The organism is Paraburkholderia sp. ZP32-5 (assembly GCF_021390495.1).
Classification (GTDB): Bacteria; Pseudomonadota; Gammaproteobacteria; order Burkholderiales; family Burkholderiaceae; genus Paraburkholderia.
On sequence record NZ_JAJEJP010000001.1, the window covers coordinates 2,928,423 to 2,946,132 of the forward strand.

Annotated in this window: 16 protein-coding genes and 1 tRNA gene; 9 read left to right on the forward strand and 8 right to left on the reverse strand. The window is 63.8% G+C overall.

The window, feature by feature from the left end:
- The first annotated feature begins 7 nt into the window (after nucleotides 1-7).
- From L0U82_RS12435 to L0U82_RS12455, 5 genes are all read left to right on the forward strand, one after another.
- The gene (locus L0U82_RS12435; protein WP_233831403.1) at nucleotides 8-847 is read left to right on the forward strand and encodes a class I SAM-dependent methyltransferase; all 840 of its coding nucleotides are present in this window, start codon (nucleotides 8-10) and stop codon (nucleotides 845-847) included.
- Nucleotides 844-1,290, forward strand: coding sequence for a ribonuclease HI (gene rnhA / locus L0U82_RS12440; protein WP_233831405.1), 447 nt, complete (start codon nucleotides 844-846; stop codon nucleotides 1,288-1,290). The genes L0U82_RS12435 and rnhA overlap by 4 nt, the downstream gene beginning before the upstream one ends.
- Before the next feature lie 87 nt (nucleotides 1,291-1,377).
- Nucleotides 1,378-2,112 (forward strand): DNA polymerase III subunit epsilon, encoded by a 735-nt coding sequence (gene dnaQ / locus L0U82_RS12445; RefSeq protein ID WP_233831407.1) that lies wholly within the window; start codon nucleotides 1,378-1,380, stop codon nucleotides 2,110-2,112.
- 48 nt (nucleotides 2,113-2,160) lie between these two features.
- A tRNA-Val gene (locus L0U82_RS12450) sits at nucleotides 2,161-2,235 on the forward strand.
- 511 nt (nucleotides 2,236-2,746) lie between these two features.
- Nucleotides 2,747-4,624, forward strand: a complete 1,878-nt coding sequence (locus tag L0U82_RS12455) for an ABC transporter ATP-binding protein (protein ID WP_233831409.1) — start codon at nucleotides 2,747-2,749, stop codon at nucleotides 4,622-4,624.
- A gap of 103 nt (nucleotides 4,625-4,727) precedes the next feature.
- On the opposite strand, the gene L0U82_RS12460 is transcribed toward L0U82_RS12455, so the two are convergent.
- The 3 genes from L0U82_RS12460 to L0U82_RS12470 all read right to left on the reverse strand — a co-directional run bounded on the left by L0U82_RS12460 (nucleotide 4,728) and on the right by L0U82_RS12470 (nucleotide 7,529).
- On the reverse strand, nucleotides 4,728-5,192 hold the full coding sequence (locus tag L0U82_RS12460) for a DUF2214 family protein (protein WP_233831411.1): 465 nt from the start codon (nucleotides 5,190-5,192) through the stop codon (nucleotides 4,728-4,730).
- A 152-nt stretch (nucleotides 5,193-5,344) separates the two neighbouring features.
- Nucleotides 5,345-6,199: a hypothetical protein gene (locus L0U82_RS12465; protein ID WP_233831412.1), complete on the reverse strand. Its 855-nt coding sequence runs from the start codon at nucleotides 6,197-6,199 to the stop codon at nucleotides 5,345-5,347.
- 265 nt (nucleotides 6,200-6,464) lie between these two features.
- Nucleotides 6,465-7,529: a glycosyltransferase family 4 protein gene (locus tag L0U82_RS12470; protein WP_233831413.1), complete on the reverse strand. Its 1,065-nt coding sequence runs from the start codon at nucleotides 7,527-7,529 to the stop codon at nucleotides 6,465-6,467.
- A gap of 694 nt (nucleotides 7,530-8,223) precedes the next feature.
- On the opposite strand from L0U82_RS12470, the gene L0U82_RS12475 reads away from it, so the two are divergent.
- On the forward strand, nucleotides 8,224-10,059 hold the full coding sequence (locus L0U82_RS12475; RefSeq protein ID WP_233831414.1) for an ABC transporter ATP-binding protein: 1,836 nt from the start codon (nucleotides 8,224-8,226) through the stop codon (nucleotides 10,057-10,059).
- A 74-nt stretch (nucleotides 10,060-10,133) separates the two neighbouring features.
- Here L0U82_RS12475 and otsA read toward each other — a convergent pair whose 3' ends face one another.
- Entirely contained in the window at nucleotides 10,134-11,600 is a 1,467-nt protein-coding gene (gene otsA, locus L0U82_RS12480; protein WP_233831415.1) for an alpha,alpha-trehalose-phosphate synthase (UDP-forming), read from the reverse strand.
- A gap of 55 nt (nucleotides 11,601-11,655) precedes the next feature.
- A complete protein-coding gene (gene otsB / locus L0U82_RS12485; RefSeq protein ID WP_233833253.1) occupies nucleotides 11,656-12,405 on the reverse strand; it encodes a trehalose-phosphatase in 750 nt (249 codons plus the stop codon).
- Between the two features lie 374 nt (nucleotides 12,406-12,779).
- On the opposite strand from otsB, the gene L0U82_RS12490 reads away from it, so the two are divergent.
- From L0U82_RS12490 to L0U82_RS12500, 3 genes are read left to right on the forward strand one after another with little or no spacing between them, the layout of a single operon-like run.
- On the forward strand, nucleotides 12,780-13,514 hold the full coding sequence (locus L0U82_RS12490) for an SCO family protein (RefSeq protein WP_442793637.1): 735 nt from the start codon (nucleotides 12,780-12,782) through the stop codon (nucleotides 13,512-13,514).
- A gap of 18 nt (nucleotides 13,515-13,532) precedes the next feature.
- Nucleotides 13,533-13,994: a copper chaperone PCu(A)C gene (locus L0U82_RS12495; RefSeq protein WP_233831416.1), complete on the forward strand. Its 462-nt coding sequence runs from the start codon at nucleotides 13,533-13,535 to the stop codon at nucleotides 13,992-13,994.
- Between the two features lie 35 nt (nucleotides 13,995-14,029).
- On the forward strand, nucleotides 14,030-14,914 hold the full coding sequence (locus tag L0U82_RS12500) for a cytochrome c oxidase assembly protein (protein WP_233831417.1): 885 nt from the start codon (nucleotides 14,030-14,032) through the stop codon (nucleotides 14,912-14,914).
- Nucleotides 14,915-14,980: 66 nt separating this feature from the next.
- Here L0U82_RS12500 and L0U82_RS12505 read toward each other — a convergent pair whose 3' ends face one another.
- The 3 genes from L0U82_RS12505 to L0U82_RS12515 all read right to left on the reverse strand — a co-directional run bounded on the left by L0U82_RS12505 (nucleotide 14,981) and on the right by L0U82_RS12515 (nucleotide 17,541).
- Nucleotides 14,981-15,481, reverse strand: coding sequence for a GNAT family N-acetyltransferase (locus tag L0U82_RS12505; protein ID WP_233831418.1), 501 nt, complete (start codon nucleotides 15,479-15,481; stop codon nucleotides 14,981-14,983).
- A gap of 161 nt (nucleotides 15,482-15,642) precedes the next feature.
- Nucleotides 15,643-16,623 carry a sensor domain-containing diguanylate cyclase gene (locus L0U82_RS12510; protein WP_233831420.1) on the reverse strand — a complete coding sequence of 327 codons (981 nt, stop codon included), beginning with the start codon at nucleotides 16,621-16,623 and terminating at the stop codon, nucleotides 15,643-15,645.
- A 168-nt stretch (nucleotides 16,624-16,791) separates the two neighbouring features.
- Entirely contained in the window at nucleotides 16,792-17,541 is a 750-nt protein-coding gene (locus tag L0U82_RS12515; RefSeq protein ID WP_233831421.1) for a TraB/GumN family protein, read from the reverse strand.
- Nucleotides 17,542-17,710: the final 169 nt, after the last annotated feature.

The following is a 17,710-nucleotide window of genomic DNA, read 5'->3' on the forward strand; positions in this document are numbered from 1 at the left end:
TCTTGATATGACTGACCGAGCGATTATAGACTGGCCCGCCTGGACGGACTCACCGCCCGGCCGCTACGTGCTCGACTGGGAGCAGACCCAGCTCGATCGCGTGGTGTCGGACGTGTTCGGCTATCACGCGTTGCAACTCGGGCTGCCGCAACTCGACGCACTGCGCGAAAACCGTATGCCGTGTCGCGGCCTCGTGCTCGATGCCGCGAGCGGAACCAGCGCGCCGTACACGTATCCTCGCGCCGCGCGCCCGGCCGGCGTTGGCGGCGACCCACAAGGCGCCGCCGGCTTGCACGCGCCGGGCGGACGCAGCGCGGTCTGGTGCGATCTGCTCGACCTGCCGTTCGAAGCGCAGAGCGTCGATCTGATCGTGATGCCGCACACGCTGGAATTCACCAGCGACCCGCATCGGCTGCTACGCGAAGCCGAGCGCGTGCTGATGCCAGAAGGGCAACTGATCATCCTCGGCTTCAATTCGTTGTCGCTGTGGGGCGTGCGGCAATCGATGGGCAAAATGGCAGGCCGCCCGTTCGTGCCCGCCGCCGTCGACCTGATCGCGTTCACGCGCCTGAAGGACTGGATCAAACTGTTAGGCTTCGACCTTGAACGCGGACGCTTTGGCTGCTATCGTCCGCCGCTCGCGAGCGATCAGTGGCTCTCGCGCTACGGCTTCATGGAAGCCGCCGGCGACCGCTGGTGGCCGATTTTCGGCGCAACCTACATGATCAAGGCGATCAAGCGCGTGCGCGGCATGCGCCTCGTCGGGCCGCTCAAGGTAAAAAAACCCGTGCTCGCCACGGGCCTCGCGCCAGCTGCCACACCGAATACACGCAATCACATCGAATGACTCCCGATCACATCGACATTTATACCGACGGCGCCTGCAAGGGCAATCCCGGCCCGGGCGGCTGGGGCGCGCTGCTGCGCTTCGGCGGCCAGGAAAAAGAACTGTTCGGCGGCGAAGCCAACACGACCAACAACCGGATGGAACTGATGGGCGTCATCGCCGCGCTCGAGGCGCTGAAGCGGCCATGCAACGTGATCGTCCATACCGATTCGCAGTACGTGCAGAAAGGCATCAGCGAGTGGATCCACGGCTGGAAGAAGAAAGGCTGGATCACCGCGGCGAAGCAGCCGGTGAAGAACTCTGATTTGTGGAAGCGGCTCGATGCGCTCGTCGCGCAACATGAAGTCGAATGGCGCTGGGTGCGCGGCCATAATGGGCATCCGGAAAACGAGCGCGCCGATCAGCTCGCCAATCGCGGTGTCGCGTCGCTCGCGCAGATGTAGCCAGCTGGCGGATTGCGGCGACAACGTACGTCGCAATCGGCGCCTTCTCTTTTTTGCTGCAATTTTCTCGAAGCAGGCTAATCCGACATGCGTCAACTCATCCTCGATACCGAAACGACCGGCCTTAACGCCCGCGGCGGCGACCGGATTCTCGAACTCGGTTGCGTCGAGCTGGTGAACCGCCGGCTCACCGGCAATAACCTGCACTTCTATATCAATCCCGAACGCGACAGCGATCCGGGCGCGCTTGCCGTGCACGGACTGACCACCGAGTTTTTGAGCGACAAACCGAAGTTCGGCGAGATCATCGACCAGTTTCGCGACTTCATCCAGGGCGCGGATCTGATCATTCACAACGCGCCGTTCGACATCGGCTTTCTCGACGTCGAGTTTGCGATGCTTGGACTGCCGCCGGTGAGCAAGCACTGCGGCGAGATCATCGACACGCTCGCGCAAGCGAAGCAGATGTTCCCCGGCAAACGCAATTCACTCGATGCGTTGTGCGACCGCTTCGGCATCAGCAACGCACACCGCACGCTGCACGGCGCGCTGCTCGACTCGGAACTGCTCGCGGAAGTCTATCTGGCGATGACGCGCGGCCAGGAAAGCCTCGTCATCGATATGCTTGGCGACGCGCAGACCAGCACCGATACTCATGCGCCGCGCGTCGCGTTGGAGTCGCTGGAACTGCTCGTGATCGCCGCGAATGTTGATGAAATCGCCGCGCACGAAGCAGTGCTCGACGACCTCGACAAAGCGAACAAAGGTGCAAGCGTGTGGCGCTTCGAACCGGCTCCGGCAACCGATGAGCAAACTACTTAAAAAGTCCTGGACGAACCTGTAAAAGCCTGACATAATCTCAATCTCTTCGGGTGGTTAGCTCAGCGGTAGAGCACTGCCTTCACACGGCAGGGGTCACTGGTTCGATCCCAGTACTACCCACCAGATTCTTGGTGTGTCGATCACCGAAGACTAAAGGGCTTACGCAGCAGTGCGTAGGCCCTTTTTCTATTTCCGCAGCGCGCGGCAGTGAAGCTGTCTTTCCGACCCGCGACGCTCTCCGACACCGCGAACTCGTAGGTTTGCGAGCGCCCTGCACTGCTGATATATTCGGCTTCTGGGCATTCGTCCCACCCGGCTTGGTCCGGTTTCTCCACCTCAAACCATCACAGGGAGGCGTCACATGTTCGCAGTGCATCGCGCGCTTCCTTGCAGGGTCCCGCGACCGTCGGCCTGCCCGACACGGCAGATGCGGCCTTAACGTCGCAGTGTCGTCGCCGATGCGGGTCTGCCTCGAGAGAGCGCGCTGCATCCATTTCCGACAGTCTGTCTTGCAGTTATCGCTGCACCTTGTCGTGCGCCTGGCGCCACGCAATCCGGCATCGATACGCCGACTGTCTCTCTTTCGCTTCTGACTGGAACCTCGGTGCGCTTGCGCGTCACCGGGTTGTAGCAAATGGCCATCAAGAAAAAACTCGACTTTCGCGGACAAGCCTTCAAGGACGTCCTCGGCTTCACCTTCCGTCACTGGGCGCGGCAACCGTGGTGCATCGTCGCGATCGTGGCGCTCGCGCTGTGCGCCGCGTTCGCGGACATCCTGACACCGATGTTCGCCGGGCGCCTCGTCGACGCGATCGCGTCCGGACCGGCATCGTCCGGGCGCACGTGGCACCACGCGCTCGAAGCTTTCGGCACGCTCGCCGCGCTCGGTGTGACCGCGACGTTGCTGCGCCAGGGCGTCTACTTCAACATCATCCGCTTCACGCTGAAGATGATGAGCGAGATCGCCGCGAGCGCGTTTCATCGCGTACAGCGCTTTTCGACCGACTGGCACGCCAACAGCTTCGCCGGTTCCACGGTGCGCAAAATCACGCGCGGCATGTGGGCGCTCGACCTGCTCAACGACACGCTGCTGATCGCACTGCTGCCGTCGCTCGTGATGCTCGTCGGCGCGACTGCGCTGCTGGGCTGGCGTTGGCCGATGATGGGCGTCGTCGTTGGCACGGGCTCGATGCTGTATATCGTCGTGACGGTCGCCGTGTCGCTCGGCTTCGTCGCGCCGGCCGCGCGCCTCGCGAACGCGTGGGACACGCGCATGGGCGGCGCGCTGGCCGACGCGGTCAGCTGCAATGGCGTCGTCAAGGCCTTCGGTGCCGAAGTGCGCGAAGAAGCACGGCTTGCGCACGTGATCGGCAAATGGCGGCGCCGCACCCGCCGCATGTGGGCGCGCGGCACGCTCAATGGCGGCTTGCAGGGCGGCATGATGGCCGCGATCCAGGCGGCCATTCTCGGTGTGGCGCTGCTGCTGTGGAAGCGCGGTGAAGCGAGCGTCGGCGACATCACGTTCGCGTTGACGATGTTCTTCATGCTGCAAGGCTATCTGCGCGACATCGGCATGCACATCCGCAATCTGCAGCGCTCGGTCAACGACATGGAGGAACTCGTGTCGCTCGAAAGTCAGTCGCTCGGCATCGAGGACCGCGCCGGCGCCCGACCCATTGCGATCAGCAACGGCGAGATCCGCTTCGAGCACGTGTCGTTTCACTATGGCGCGCACAGCCGGCCGCTCTACGACGACTTCTCCGTGCGCATCGCGCCGGGCGAGCGCGTGGGACTGGTCGGGCATTCGGGCTCGGGCAAGACGACCTTCATCAAGCTGATTCAGCGTCTGCACGATATTTCAGGCGGCCGGATCACGATCGATGGTCAGGACATCGCGCAGGTACGGCAAGCGTCGCTGCGCAGCCAGATCGCGATCGTCCAGCAGGAACCGGTGCTGTTTCACCGCTCGCTCGCCGAGAACATCGCGTACAGCCGGCCCGGCGCGAGCCGCGCCGACATCGAGCGAGCCGCGCGGCTCGCAAGCGCGCACGACTTCATCGTCGCGTTGCCCAACGGCTACGACACGCTGGTCGGCGAACGCGGGATCAAGCTATCGGGCGGCGAGCGTCAGCGCGTCGCGATCGCGCGGGCGTTTCTCGCCGACGCGCCGATCCTGATTCTCGACGAAGCCACCTCGAGCCTCGACAGCGAAAGCGAAGTGCTGATCCAGCGCGCGATGGAGCGGCTGATGCAAGGCCGCACGACGCTGGTCGTCGCGCATCGGCTGTCGACGGTGCGCGCGCTGGACCGGCTGCTGGTGCTGGACAAGGGTAAGGTGATCGAGGAAGGCAGCCACGACGCGCTGATCCGCCGCGACAACGGTCTGTACCGGCGACTCTTCGAGCGCCAGGCTCTGGAGTTGATCAAGGGTCTCGGCGAGCAGGACCTCGTGCGCGAGACCGCGAGCATCAAGCCGGATCAGGTCGACGATTCGGGTTTGCTGGTCGGCTAGCGCTACAAAGGCATGCGCCGGTTGGCATGCTGAGCGACGAGGTAACCGGAGGGAGAGGCGCCGCGGTCAGCGCCGCTCCCCAACACGAATTGAGGCCGCCGCGCTACACCACGCCGGCCGGCAAGCCGATGCCGCGCGCCATCCCCGTTGCGGCGAACACCATCAGGACCAATAGCACCGTCTGGATCACACTGAAATGCGCGTACGAACGCGCCTTCTTCAGATCCGGCACGGCCCCGCCCCGAACCGACGCTCGCCAGCGCATCAGGCCGAGCATCGTCGGCACCTCGAGAATCAGAATAAGCACGAGCAGCGTCATCTTCACGTGAAAGAGCGGTTCATGCAGATAGTAGTCGGCGCCCTTCTCGTAACCGCCGAACGCACGCATCAGGCCGGTGACGATCAGCACCAGCGCGGAGAGTCCCCAACGCGTATCCGCGCGAAACACGGAACGCAACGCGGCGGGCACCGACGCGCGACGCAGCGACCACGTGCGCCGGAGAATCGACGCGAGCGCGAAACCATAAGCGAGCAGATGTAGAGCGGCAAGCAACCAGCGAACCAGCATAGCGACTCCTGCGAAAGACGCGACACGATCGATGTGTGTCCGGCTCGCCCGCGCTCACGCACCGGGCGTTATGACTGCATTATCGGCGAAGCTTCGCTTCGGGATGCCTCCAGCGGCCACGCGATGTGGTCGACAGCACAAAGCGCGCGGCGTCAAACTTGCCGCAGCGTCGTATCGAGCGCGCGCGCGGCCACCCGGTCGCCTTCGGTCGTCAGCGCCGCACGGAAGACGGTTTGCCGGTTATGACCCGCGGCGGCGGGGGAATCCCATAGCAATTCGACTTTCGGACGCACGCCAAAGGCGCTGCGCGCAAGCGACGGTGCCGCCACCGAACCCCTCGGCGCCGCCGATGCACTCGCCTCTCCCGCCGCGCCGAACACAACCGCGGGAGTGGGCGCTGGCATCGAGCGCGTGTGCCCCTCGCTCGCCCAGCGCACCGACAATTCACGTGCATCGTATTGCCCGACCTTGCGCCGCTCTGCCCACACGACGACAGTGCGCGTGACCGGATCGAGCGACACCGCATAGCGGCCAATCGCGAAACGCCGCGCAGCGACATTGGTGCGCCACAACGGCAACGGCCGGCAGATCCAGACCACGATCGCGTAAAGCACTGGCGCGGCGAGCAGCCAACCATTGGTGGCGGCGACCGCTTGCATCGCGCGTCGCCAGCCGGCGCTCGCGACGAACGCGCCAACCGACCACACCGCAAACAGGAATCCGAGAAAGGCGAACAGGCGCAGCGCCTGACGCAGCCATTGCGGCAGCGGGTGGAACGGACGCTCGGCAATCGCGCGCGCGCCCGGCAGGAAAATCAGCAGAAACAGGAAGACGAGATTGATGCACGCCCACGGCGAGGACGCCATCGAAGTCACGGCGGCCGTCAGGTTCATCTGCGACATCGAGAAAAGCCAGCGGGCGCCGAGCACGAGACCGATGGCGCGCAACGTAAAAATCGTTCCGGCGCCGGGCGCGGCGTTCGCACGCGTCTCTTTCGTTCTCGCCAAGGCATCCTCCTGTCGTCGGGGGCGTCGCAGCCCAATTTGCGGCACGGCAATTATAGGGATATTACCGAGACTAGCTCGTTCGCGCCGCGCGGAATCCCGCATTTTCCAGTCTGCACCGACGAAAAACGCGGCGCGCATGCAACAACGCCCCGCCGGCCAGGTACCGACGGGGCGTTGAAAGCGGCAAAGGAACAATGCAACCGATTCCCGCCGCCAGTTTTATCTACTTCGAATCCAGTGCGAACCGCGGCGAGTCATCCGCCACTTAGCCCGCATTGACTTCGCGCAGCACCGTGCGGTGCTTGCGGCGCAGCAGCTCTTCGTACGTCGCGACGTAGTTCTTCGCCATCACCTTGGACGAGAAACGTGCTTCGAACGCGCTGCGCACGCCGGCGCGCGGCAGCGTGTGCAGACGCTTGAGCGCCGCGACCGCGCTGATTTCGTCCTCGACGACGAAACCCGACACGCCGTTTTCGATCACTTCCGGCACCGAGCCGCGATTGAACGCGATCACCGGCGTGCCGCAGGCCATTGCTTCGATCATCACCAGACCGAAGGGCTCCGGCCAGTCGATCGGGAACACCAGCGCATGCGCGTTGCCGAGGAACTCACGCTTTTCGGCTTCGCCGATTTCGCCGATGTACTCGACGTGCGGGAGCGCCATCAACGGCTTGATCACTTCTTCGTAATAGGCGCGGTCGGCCTTGTCGATCTTGGCGGCAACCTTGAGCTTCATGCCTGCCTGGCCGGCGATGCGGATCGCGCGGTCGAGACCCTTCTCCGGCGAGACACGGCCCAGGAACGCGAGGTAGCCCGGTTCGACGCCGGGGATCGGCGTGAGCACGTCTTCCGGCAGACCGTGATAGACGGTTTGCAGCCAGTTCGCTTGCGGCAGCGGGATGCGCTGGTTGTCGGAAATCGACACGACCGGCACGTCCTTGAACGTATTGAAGATGGGCTGCAGTTCCGGCAGATCGAGACGGCCGTGCATCGTGGTCACGAACGGCACCGGCTGACGCGCGAACAGCGAGAACGGGTAGTAGTCGATATGGAAGTGCAGCACGTCGAATTCGTCCGCGCGGCGGCGCACTTCTTCGAGCAGCAGCATGTGCGGCGCCATCACGTCGCGGATCGTCGGGTCGAGGCGCAGTGCCTGCGGCCAGAATGCTTCGAGCTTCGCCGAAGTTTGCGAATCGCCGCTGGCGAACAGCGTGACGTCGTGGCCCTGCGCGACCAGCGCTTCAGTCAGATAGGACACCACGCGTTCCGTACCACCGTACAGCTTGGGAGGAACCGCCTCGTGCAACGGAGCGATTTGAGCGATTCGCATAATGACGAACTCCTAGTAAAAAATCAGGCAAAGGTACTGCGTTTGGAAAAAGCGACTCGCTTGCTCGCCAGGGCAGTCTGGCCGGAGATGCCGGCGCGGGCCTGATTCTTTCGAGAAATCCTGCGATTGATCGCTTGGGTTTTGAGCCCAGACCAGTAGGTCACCGTCTGCGCATGTGCGAGTAAACGTGCACGCGCCACCTACGTTGACAAACTGTCAGAAAATTTGCCGGGCTAACGAGCACGCATTATCAGTGCCCGGATTCTTGCCGCGCCACGACATTTCAAAGTCTTTACGTTGTTACAAAGACGCAACACTTTGCAAACCCTTGTTTTATAAGACAGTTCTACAGTGGCAACTGGTTCTGTCCGCGGACCTGCTAGCGGCATCTGTAAGCTCTGTACATCAACTTTGCCGGCATGGATTGAAGAAATGTCACGGCCCGGTTGAATGCAAACTGTAATTATATCCCGAAATTTTCCGCTCTCTGCGTGGGAACACCGGCCAGCCGGGCGTTCAAACATGACGGATCGCGGAGCTCCATCGCGAAATGAGTCGCGCCAATGCCCGGATTCACAGGGCGCAATCGTCTTTGCATGTTTACAATGCGAAGCATCGGCTTCGCGGACAGCCATGTTTTCCGGATGGCCCACGCTTTGCGTGCAACCAGCAACACATCGACCCCAGCTCAATTTTGGAACACTTGACTATCGCCGAGCGTAACGCCCAGGACGCAAAGCTCGCGAGCTATGCGCACCGGCCGCTTGCGTTTCTCTTCCGCTTTATCCGCCGTCACCCGCTCGCCCACGCGATCGTGCTGTGCAGCGTGTTCGCGGCCGTGGGCTGCGCGCTCGCTTCGCAATACGCGATTAAACACCTGATCGACGTGCTCGGTGGCGGCCGGCATCATCCCGGCCCGCTGTGGGGTGCGTTCGCAATCCTCGTCGGCCTGATCGCCGCCGATAACCTGCTATGGCGGGTCGGCGGCTGGGTCGCCGCGCATACCTTCGTCGCCGTGACGGGCGACCTGAGGCGCGACCTGTTTCAGTACCTGAGCGGCCATTCGCCCACCTATTACGCCGAGAAGCAGCCCGGCATGCTCGCCAGCCGGATCACCGCGACTTCGAACGCCGTCTACACCGCCGAGAACACCACCGCGTGGAACGTGTTGCCGCCCTGCATCGCGGTGCTCGGCGCGATCGTGATGATCATTTCGGTCAATCCATTGATGGCGGCCGGCCTGATGCTGTGCTCGGCGATCCTGTCGGTCGTGTTGTACAAGCTCGCGGGGCGCGGGTCGGCACGTCATCACACTTTCGCGACCAAGGCGGCCTCGGTCGATGGCGAACTCGTCGACGTGATCAGCAACATGGGCCTCGTGCGCGCGTTCGGCATGACGTTTCGCGAACAGCGGCGCTTCGCGGCGACGGTCAAGTCCGAAATGGACGCGCGCCAGCAAAGCCTGCTCTATCTGGAAAAGCTGCGTTTGCTGCACGCGGTGATCACCGCGCTGCTGTCGGCCGGGCTGCTCGGCTGGGCGCTGTGGCTGTGGGACCAGGGTCGCGCCACGTCAGGCGACATCGTGCTCGTCAGCTCGCTCGGCTTTACGATTCTGCATGGCACGCGCGATCTGGCGGTCGCGCTCGTCGACGTTACGCAGCACATCGCGCGGCTCGCGGAAGCCGTGCGCACCCTGCTCGAACCGCACGGTATGCCCGACCGCGACGACGCGACCGAACTCGTACCGCAAGGCGGCCGGGTCACGTTCGACAACGTCACGTTCGCCTATCCGCGCCGCCGCGCGATTCTCGATCACTTCGACCTGAATATCGAACCCGGCCAGCGCGTCGGCCTGATCGGCAAGTCGGGGGCCGGCAAATCGACGGTGCTCGCGCTGCTGCAGCGCTTTTACGAAACCCAGGGCGGCGCGATCAAGATCGACGGCCAGGATATCGCGTCGATTACGCAGGACAGCCTGCGCCACGCGATCGCGCTGGTGCCGCAGGACATCTCGCTGTTCCATCGTTCGGTGTACGAGAACATCGCCTATGGACGCCCCGAGGCGAGCCGCGAGGAAGTGCTGGCGGCCGCGCGCGAAGCACGCTGCGCGGACTTTATCGAAGCGATGCCGGAAGGCTATGACACGATCGTCGGCGACCGCGGCGTGAAGCTTTCCGGTGGCCAGCGCCAGCGCATCGCGATTGCGCGCGCGATCCTCAAGAACGCACCGATCCTGTTGCTCGACGAAGCCACGTCGGCGCTCGACAGCGCCTCGGAAGAAGCGATCCAGAAGGCGCTCGACCGGCTGATGGTCGGCCGCACGGTGATCGCGATCGCCCACCGCCTGTCGACGTTGAACAACTTCGACCGGATCATCGTGATGAGCGCGGGCAAGGTTATCGACGACGGCTCGCCGGAAGAATTGCGCCAACGTCCGGGCCTCTATCGGGACCTGCTCGCGAAGCAGTATGGCAAGGGCCAGACGCTGCATATCGGCGGCAAGAAGGTCGACGAACAGCACGTGGCCTGACGCGTTCGAATCGCTTGTGCTGTCGACACAAAAAAAGCCGCTCCCAGGAGCGGCTTTTTACTTGGCTCGTTCGCTTAACCGGTCACGCGCTCACGCGCCGCCTTCTTGCGCGCCGCGCCCGCCACGGCGGCCTTGCCGGCTCGCTTGGGCTTCGCACCATCGACGGCCTGCAGATCGCGCATGAAGTTGTCGCGCCACACCGACACGTTGTTCTCGCGCAGCTGCGCCATCATGTCGTGGTAGCGCGCCTGGCGCTCGGCGAGCGGCATACCGAGCGCCGTCGCGAGCGCCTCGGCCATGCCGTCGATATCGACCGGGTTGACGATCAGCGCGCCCCCCAGTTCCTGCGCCGCGCCGGCAAAGCGTGACAGCACCAGCACGCCTGGGTCGTCCGGATCCTGCGCCGACACATACTCCTTCGCGACGAGATTCATACCGTCGCGCAACGGCGTCACATAGCCGACGTGCGCGGTGCGAAACAGCGCCGCCAACACCGAGCGCTCGTACTGCTTGTGAATATAGAGAATCGGCGTCCAGTCGAGCTCGGCGAAGCGTCCGTTGATACGCCCCGATTCGCCTTCGAGCTGTAGCCGGATGTCCTGATACGCGTGCAAGTCGGCGCGCGTCGGCGGCGCGATCTGCAGGAACGACACCTTGTTGCGCTGTGCGGCCGTATGTTCGAGCAGCCGCTCGAACGCGCGAAAGCGCTCGACCAGCCCCTTCGAATAATCGAGCCGGTCGACGCTCATGATCAGCTTGCGCGAATGCAGCGTCGCCTTCATCGTGCGCACCGGCTTGCCGCGCTCGCCCGCCTTCGCGAGTTCGGCGATTTCGTCCGGATAAACGCCGATCGGATACGCCGACGCGCGCAACGTGCGGCCGAACGCATTGACCGTGAGCGGGCCCTTGCCCGACGCATCGATCGAGCCGCCCGCCTCGTTGACGATGTAGTCGCAGAACGCGCGCAGATCGGGACCGGTCTGGAAACCGAGCAGATCGAACGAACACAACGCCTCGACGAGTTCGCGATGCGGCGGCACCGCCAGCAGCACTTGCGACGCGGGAAACGGAATGTGCAGGAAAAAGCCGATGCGATTCTTGACGCCGGATGCGCGCAGCGCCTGTGCAAACGGGATCAGATGATAGTCGTGGACCCAGATCACATCGTCGTCGCGCAGCAGCGGCACCAATTGCTGCGCGAGCCATGCATTGACGCGGCAGTAGCCGCCGAAGTCGTGCCGGTCGTAATGCAGCAGATCGGCGCGATAGTGAAACGCGGGCCACAGCGTCGCATTCGAAAAGCCGCGGTAGTACTGGTCATAGTCGCGGCGCATCAGCGCGACGGTCGCGAAGGTCACCGGGCCGCGCTCTTCGACCTTGATCTGCGGCTGGCCTGAACCCAGCACGTCGCCGCTCCAGCCGAACCACATGCCGCCGGTTTCCTTCAGCGCGTCATAGACGCCAACCGCCAGACCGCCCGCCGCCGGGCCGCCCTCCGAGATAGGCGCTACCCGGTTCGAAACAATGATCAGTCGGCTCATGAAGCGCGATTCCCGAGGCTAGTTGTTGTTTTCGTTCGGCGATGCGGCGCCGGCATCATGCTGAGCGCGCCGCCGCGACAATCGTTGCGAGCCAGTCGAGCAGCGCGCTCACCGAATCGATGCGCGTGCGCGCCATCGTCTCGCCGGCGCCGACCTTGATCGACAGGCCGCCACGTTCATTGACGACCGCGAAACCCTTCTCGTCCGTCAGATCGTCGCCGGCGAACACCGGCGTGCGCCCGGCGAACGGCAACTCGTCGAGAAACGCGCGCGTGGCGCGGCCTTTGTCGACATCCTTCGGCTTGATTTCGTAGACCATCTTGCCCGGCTGCAGCACGTAAGAACCGGGATAATCCGCGACCAGCCGCTCGGTCGCCTCACGCGCGATGGGCTCGCGATCCGGCGCATTCCGGTAGTGCAGCGCGAGCGCCGCACCTTTGATCTCGAGCAGCATGCCCGGATGTTCGTTGACGACCTGCGCAAGCACCTGCTCCATGCGCAGCAGCCGTTCGTCGTGAAAGCCGATACGCTGCGTGTCGCCGTTCGCGTCGCGCCGCTCGGCGCCGTGCAATCCGGCCACCGGCAGATCGGGCATGCCGAGAAAATTGTCGATGCTGTCGATGCCGCGTCCCGAGACCACCGCGACCGCGCCATTCGTCAGACTGCGCAATTCGCGCAGCAACTCGATCACGCGCGGTTGCACCAGCACGCCGTCCGGCGTGGGGGCAAGTTCGGCGAGCGTGCCGTCGAAATCGAAGAAGAATGCCGTCTCGCTTGGAGACAGAACAGCCGGAAGTGCCTGTATCACCTGGGTTCGCCTTTCAGCCTTCTGCGGCCGGAAAAGTGTGCGCATCTTACCGCGCATCCGTCAATTTTTCGAGAAAGTAAGCTGGAGCTCAAGCGCGGCGGGCAATGCGCGCTCCCGCTCGCGCCGATCACGTTCAAATGCGAAACGATCCCGCTACAGCGAGCTTTCAGCCGCCTGCGTCAAATTGCCCCCGCAAGGCCCGCGCCCGGCGCGCCGCGTCACGCTGTCCGCGATTTTGCGCTACAGTCGCTGCCACGCGAAGCGTTGCGGCCCCTCATGCGCATCGTTGCGCGCTGTCACTTATCGCGCTACGCGCGAATCCGCCGCAGTACGATCAAATCGAATCGCAGCGCTGCATCCCTGTTTCGTTGATTCGCGTTACCTGTTCCTCAATCGAGTCATTGAGCCCTGTTTTGTTCCCAATCCTTCCGACCTGCCAGCCGCGCCCTAACCTGCCCCGAGCCTTGTCTCAGCGATTTACGCGGTGGTTTGCACGTTTGCCCCTTCGCCGATTCACCGTCTGCGCGACCTTGGGCACGCTGGTTGCAGTGACCGCACTGACAGGCTGTACGCGGCACACCGAACCGTGGCACCTGACCGATGTGACCGGTCACCTGCCCGATCTGTCGTTCGAGCTGACTGGCGACGACGGTCGCCCCGTCACCGGCGACTCATTCAAGGGCCGCGCGTCGCTGGTCTATTTCGGCTATACGCACTGCCCCGACGTGTGCCCGGAAACGATGGGCCGGTTGATGCAGGTACTCGACAAACTCGGCCCCGATGCCCAGAAAGTTCGCATTCTGTTCATCACCGTCGATCCCGCGCGCGATACGCCGCAAGCGTTGCACGACTACGTCGGCGCCTTCGACGCGCAGCACGCGGAAGGCCTGACCGGCACCGACTGGCAGATCGAGTCGCTGGCGAAGCGCTACCGCGTTGCCTATCAGATGGAAAAGCGCGACCCGAAGGGCAATTACGAAGTCACCCACAGTTCCGCCGTCTACGTGTTCGATAGCCAGGGCCATGCGCGCCTGCTGGCCACTGATCACGACACGCCCGATGCGATCGCGCAGGACCTGCGCCGCATCATCGATGACCAATCCTGATCCTTCTTTTACCCCGTCATGACGACCAAGCTCAAAACGTTCGCTTCCCTCGTCGGCGCGCTCGCGCTGCCGTTTTACATCGCGTCGGCCGCGCACGCGGCGGACGCCCATGCGATCAGCGTCAAGGACGCCTGGGTGCGCTGGCTGCCGAACAACCTGCCCGCCGCGGGCTATGTGACGCTGGTTAACGCGAGCGACAAGCCGGTCGACCTCGTCGATATTTCGAGCGACGACTATGGCGACGCGATGCTGCATCAGACGGTATCGAACGGCTCGTCGCAAAAAATGGTGATGGTCGACAAGCTGACAGTGCCCGCGCATGGCCAGGCCGCGATCGCGCCAGGCGGCTATCACGTGATGCTCGAAGGCGCGAAGCACAAGGTCGCGCCCGGTGACACCGTCCATCTGACGCTGAAGTTCTCCGACGGCGAAACGTTGACGGCGCCGTTCGCCGTGAAGTCGCCGGCCCAGACCAAGTAACCGGGGCATCCGTCCAACGCGCGATCGCCATCGCCATGAACCTGCTCTACTGGCTCGATCCCTGGGAGTTTTCACCGACCGTCGTGATCGCGTTGCTGGTGCCCGCGATCCTGTTCGTGCGTGGCGCGCGCAAGGCGCGGATCTCGCTGTCGCGCAAGTTGTCGTTCTGGTTCGGGCTGGTGGCGCTCTATGTCGTGCTGCACACCCGGCTCGATTATTTCTTCGAGCACGAGTTCTTCATGCATCGCCTGCAGCATCTGGTGCTGCATCACCTCGGGCCGTTCTTCATCGCGCTGTCGTATCCGGGCGCCGCATTACGCGCGGGTATTCCGTCGCGCTGGCGGCAGCACTTTCTACGCCCCACGCTACAGATGCCGCTCGTGCGCAAGGCAGTCGACGTCGTCATGCATCCGGTCGTCGCGGTCACGCTGTTTGTCGGGCTGATTTATTTCTGGCTGATGTCGCCGATTCATTTCATCGCGATGCTCGACTGGCGCACCTATCGCGTGATGAACTGGAGCATGGTGATCGACGGCCTGCTGTTCTGGTGGCTCGTGCTCGATCCGCGTCCGGCGCCGCCGGCGCGTCTGTCGCCCGGCAAGCGCGTGCTCGTCGTGATCGCCGCGATTCCGCCGCAGATCATCCTTGGCGCGTTTATCTTCTTCACGCCGCACGAGCTGTATCCGATCTATTCGATTTGCGGCCGCGCGTTCACGTGGCTGAGCCCGCTGCGCGACCAGCAGATCGGCGGGCTATTGCTGTGGATTCCGGGTTCGATGATGAGCGTGATCGGCGCGCTGATCGCGCTGCGTCACTGGATGCGTCTATCGGCGCGAGGACGGTTGCGCGGCGAACGGCGGACTCAAGCGGTGCGTGGCATCGCGCACGGAGCGTCGACCGCGGCGAATGGGCAGCGCTGATACGCGCTGCTGAATGCTGCCGAGCGCGGCCGCGAATCGGCCGGATGCTCGCGCTCAGCGCCGAACTCAGGCCGAGCGCATCCACACATGCGGGATGCCGTCCTCGTCATGAATCTCCGACACCGGCGTGAAACCGAACGCACCGTAGAAGCCTTGCAGATGCGCCTGCGCGTGCAGACGGATTGGCGTATCGGGCCATTGCGCGCGAATCCGCGCAATCGAGCGTTCGAGCATCGCATTGCCGAGACCGATGCCACGAAACGGCACGGTGGTCAGCACACGGCCGATACGTACGTCCGCATCCGACGCATCCGGCAACAACACCCGCAGATACGCGGCGAGCGGCGGCAAGGCCGGATCGACGCCGGTACCGTAAGCGAGCAGATGCCAGGCTTGCATGTCGAGCCCGTCGATATCGCCATACACACAGTTCTGTTCGACGACGAACACCGCGCTGCGCGCGGCGAGCATGTCATAGACTTCGATGCTCGTGAGTTCCGTGAAGGGCTTCCAGCGCCATTCGAGTTGGGCGAGCCGCTCGGCGGCGGTTTGCTGCGAATCAGTCATCAAGGGCTTTCAGAAAAAATGCGCGACGGCGCGTGGCAACGATCTGCAATTATGCCGCGCCCACCAGCGGCGGGCTATTGCGCGGATGAGCCAGCGGGCCGCGCGGACATCGCGCGAACAGCCGCCACTCAGCCGCTACTGAGCCGCCACCCAGCTACGCGTCAGCTATGCCGCGCCGAACGCGCCTTCGACGCCTGTTTATGGCTGTACATCGCCGCGTCGGCGGCCGCGAGCAGCTCGGCGACCGAGCCATGCCGCGCCGGCTCGTACGACACCTGCCCTACGCTGAAGCGGATCTGATAGCCGCGCGCTGTCTCGTCATTGCGCTCATCGAGCAATTGCGCGAGACGCTGCGTCACTTCCTGCGTTTCCGTGTTGCTCGCGCCGCTCAGCAACGCGACGAATTCGTCGCCACCGAGGCGGCCGATCACATCGCTTTCGCGCAGCGCGGTACGCAAAACCTCGGCGAAGCTCTGCAATGCACGGTCGCCCTCCGCATGACCCAGGTTGTCGTTGATCTGTTTGAAGTCGTTCAGATCGAAGAACAGCAGCGACGCCGGCTTGCCCATCCGCTTGCAGACGCTCAGCGCGTGCTGCGCGAGCGCTTCGAAACCACGCCGGTTCGACAGCAGCGTGAGGTCATCGAGCGTGGCAAGCTGGACCGCGGTCAGTTCCTGTTCGGCCATGCGCGCGAGATCGTGCAGCAATGCGCGCTCCTCGGCATCGAGCACGCGCGGCTTCACGTCGATCAGACACAGCGTGCCTGCCTTGCCGCCGTTCGTAATCGTCAGCGGACAGCCCGCATAGAAACGGATGTTCGGTTCGCCAGTCACCAATGGATTGTCACGGAACCGCTCGTCGGCGAACGTATCGGGCACCATCAGAATTTCGTCGCCGAGAATCGCGTGCGCGCAAAACGACACGTCGCGCGGTGTTTCGCTCGTCTCGAGTCCAATGCATGATTTGAACCACTGCCGGTTCGCATCGACGAGGCTCACGACCGCAATCGGCACGCTGAAGATCCGCCGCGCGAGGCGGGTCAGACGATCGAAGCGCTCCTCCGGCGACGTGTCGAGAATATGCAGCGCGTGGAGTGCATCGAGACGGGCGCTTTCGTTGCAGGGCATCGGTGGCACGAGCATGGGATGTTCCGCGATGGCGTCAGTGATTGGAGTGGTGAGCGCTTAGTTTATAGCCACATAGCGGGATGCGGAATCGGTGAAATGGCTAGCGTGCGGCTGGAGCGCGCGGCTGTAGCGAGGCGTCGATGTTTTAAAAACGTAAGCCGGCGGGTTGTTTTGCGCGCGTGCTCAGTACACCGGTTCGACAGGTCGCGCGAGACATTCGATCAGATTGCCGGGGCCGCACAGATGCAACGCGCCGACGACCACGAGCGTGCGCTCGGCCGTGTCGAGCAGGCTTTCGAGCCGCGCTGCCCGCGCGCGATTGCGCACATCCAGTACCGCTTGACGGATGCCGGGCAGATTGAACATCGGCGATTCGGCGGCGATGCGCTGCACCGCGTGCAGGTCGCCTTCCAGCCACGCCGCGTGCATCAGTTCGAGCGTGCGCTGCGGCTCGCTGTGATCGGTCATCAGCAGTGCGAGTGCGGCAGCCAATGCGTCGAGCGGAATTGACGCCAGCGCGGCAGCCACCGCCGGCGCGGTCTCCAGATATCGATAGGGCTTGGCCTCGGCGTTCGCGGAGCGCAGCATACGCGGCTCGACGCCTTCGACGACCTGCTGTAGCAGCGTCGGCGCGCAGATCAGCGCGGCCCACGGGCGCAGATCATCGAGCGGCGCGAGCGGGCCTTCGGCGGGCCAGAGCGTGCGTAGTTGCGTCCATGCATCCGCGCTCATCAACGGCTGCAATTGCGCGGCGCGAGGTGGCGCGTCGGCTTTCAGAAACGGCAGGATAGTCGCCGGATCGGATTCGAAGATCAGCGCGTCGGCCCAGTCATAGGCTTCGGCGACCCACGGCGGCGTGCGGCGGCTCGTCGCGGGAAAGAGATGCATCGAGCCGAGCAGGCGAATCTGTGTGCCGGTGAGTTGCAGGTACATGCGGTTTCGGTGAAAACGGGCGATGAGGATGCAGTGATTTTATCGCCCGGTTCGAGTGCGGCGCGCGAATGCATCAAGTCGCGCCGCTCGATCCGCAATCGTTTTCTTTGTCACGAACCCGCTCGAAAGCGCGGCAAACAGATTAAAACAATAGGACGATTCGCAAATA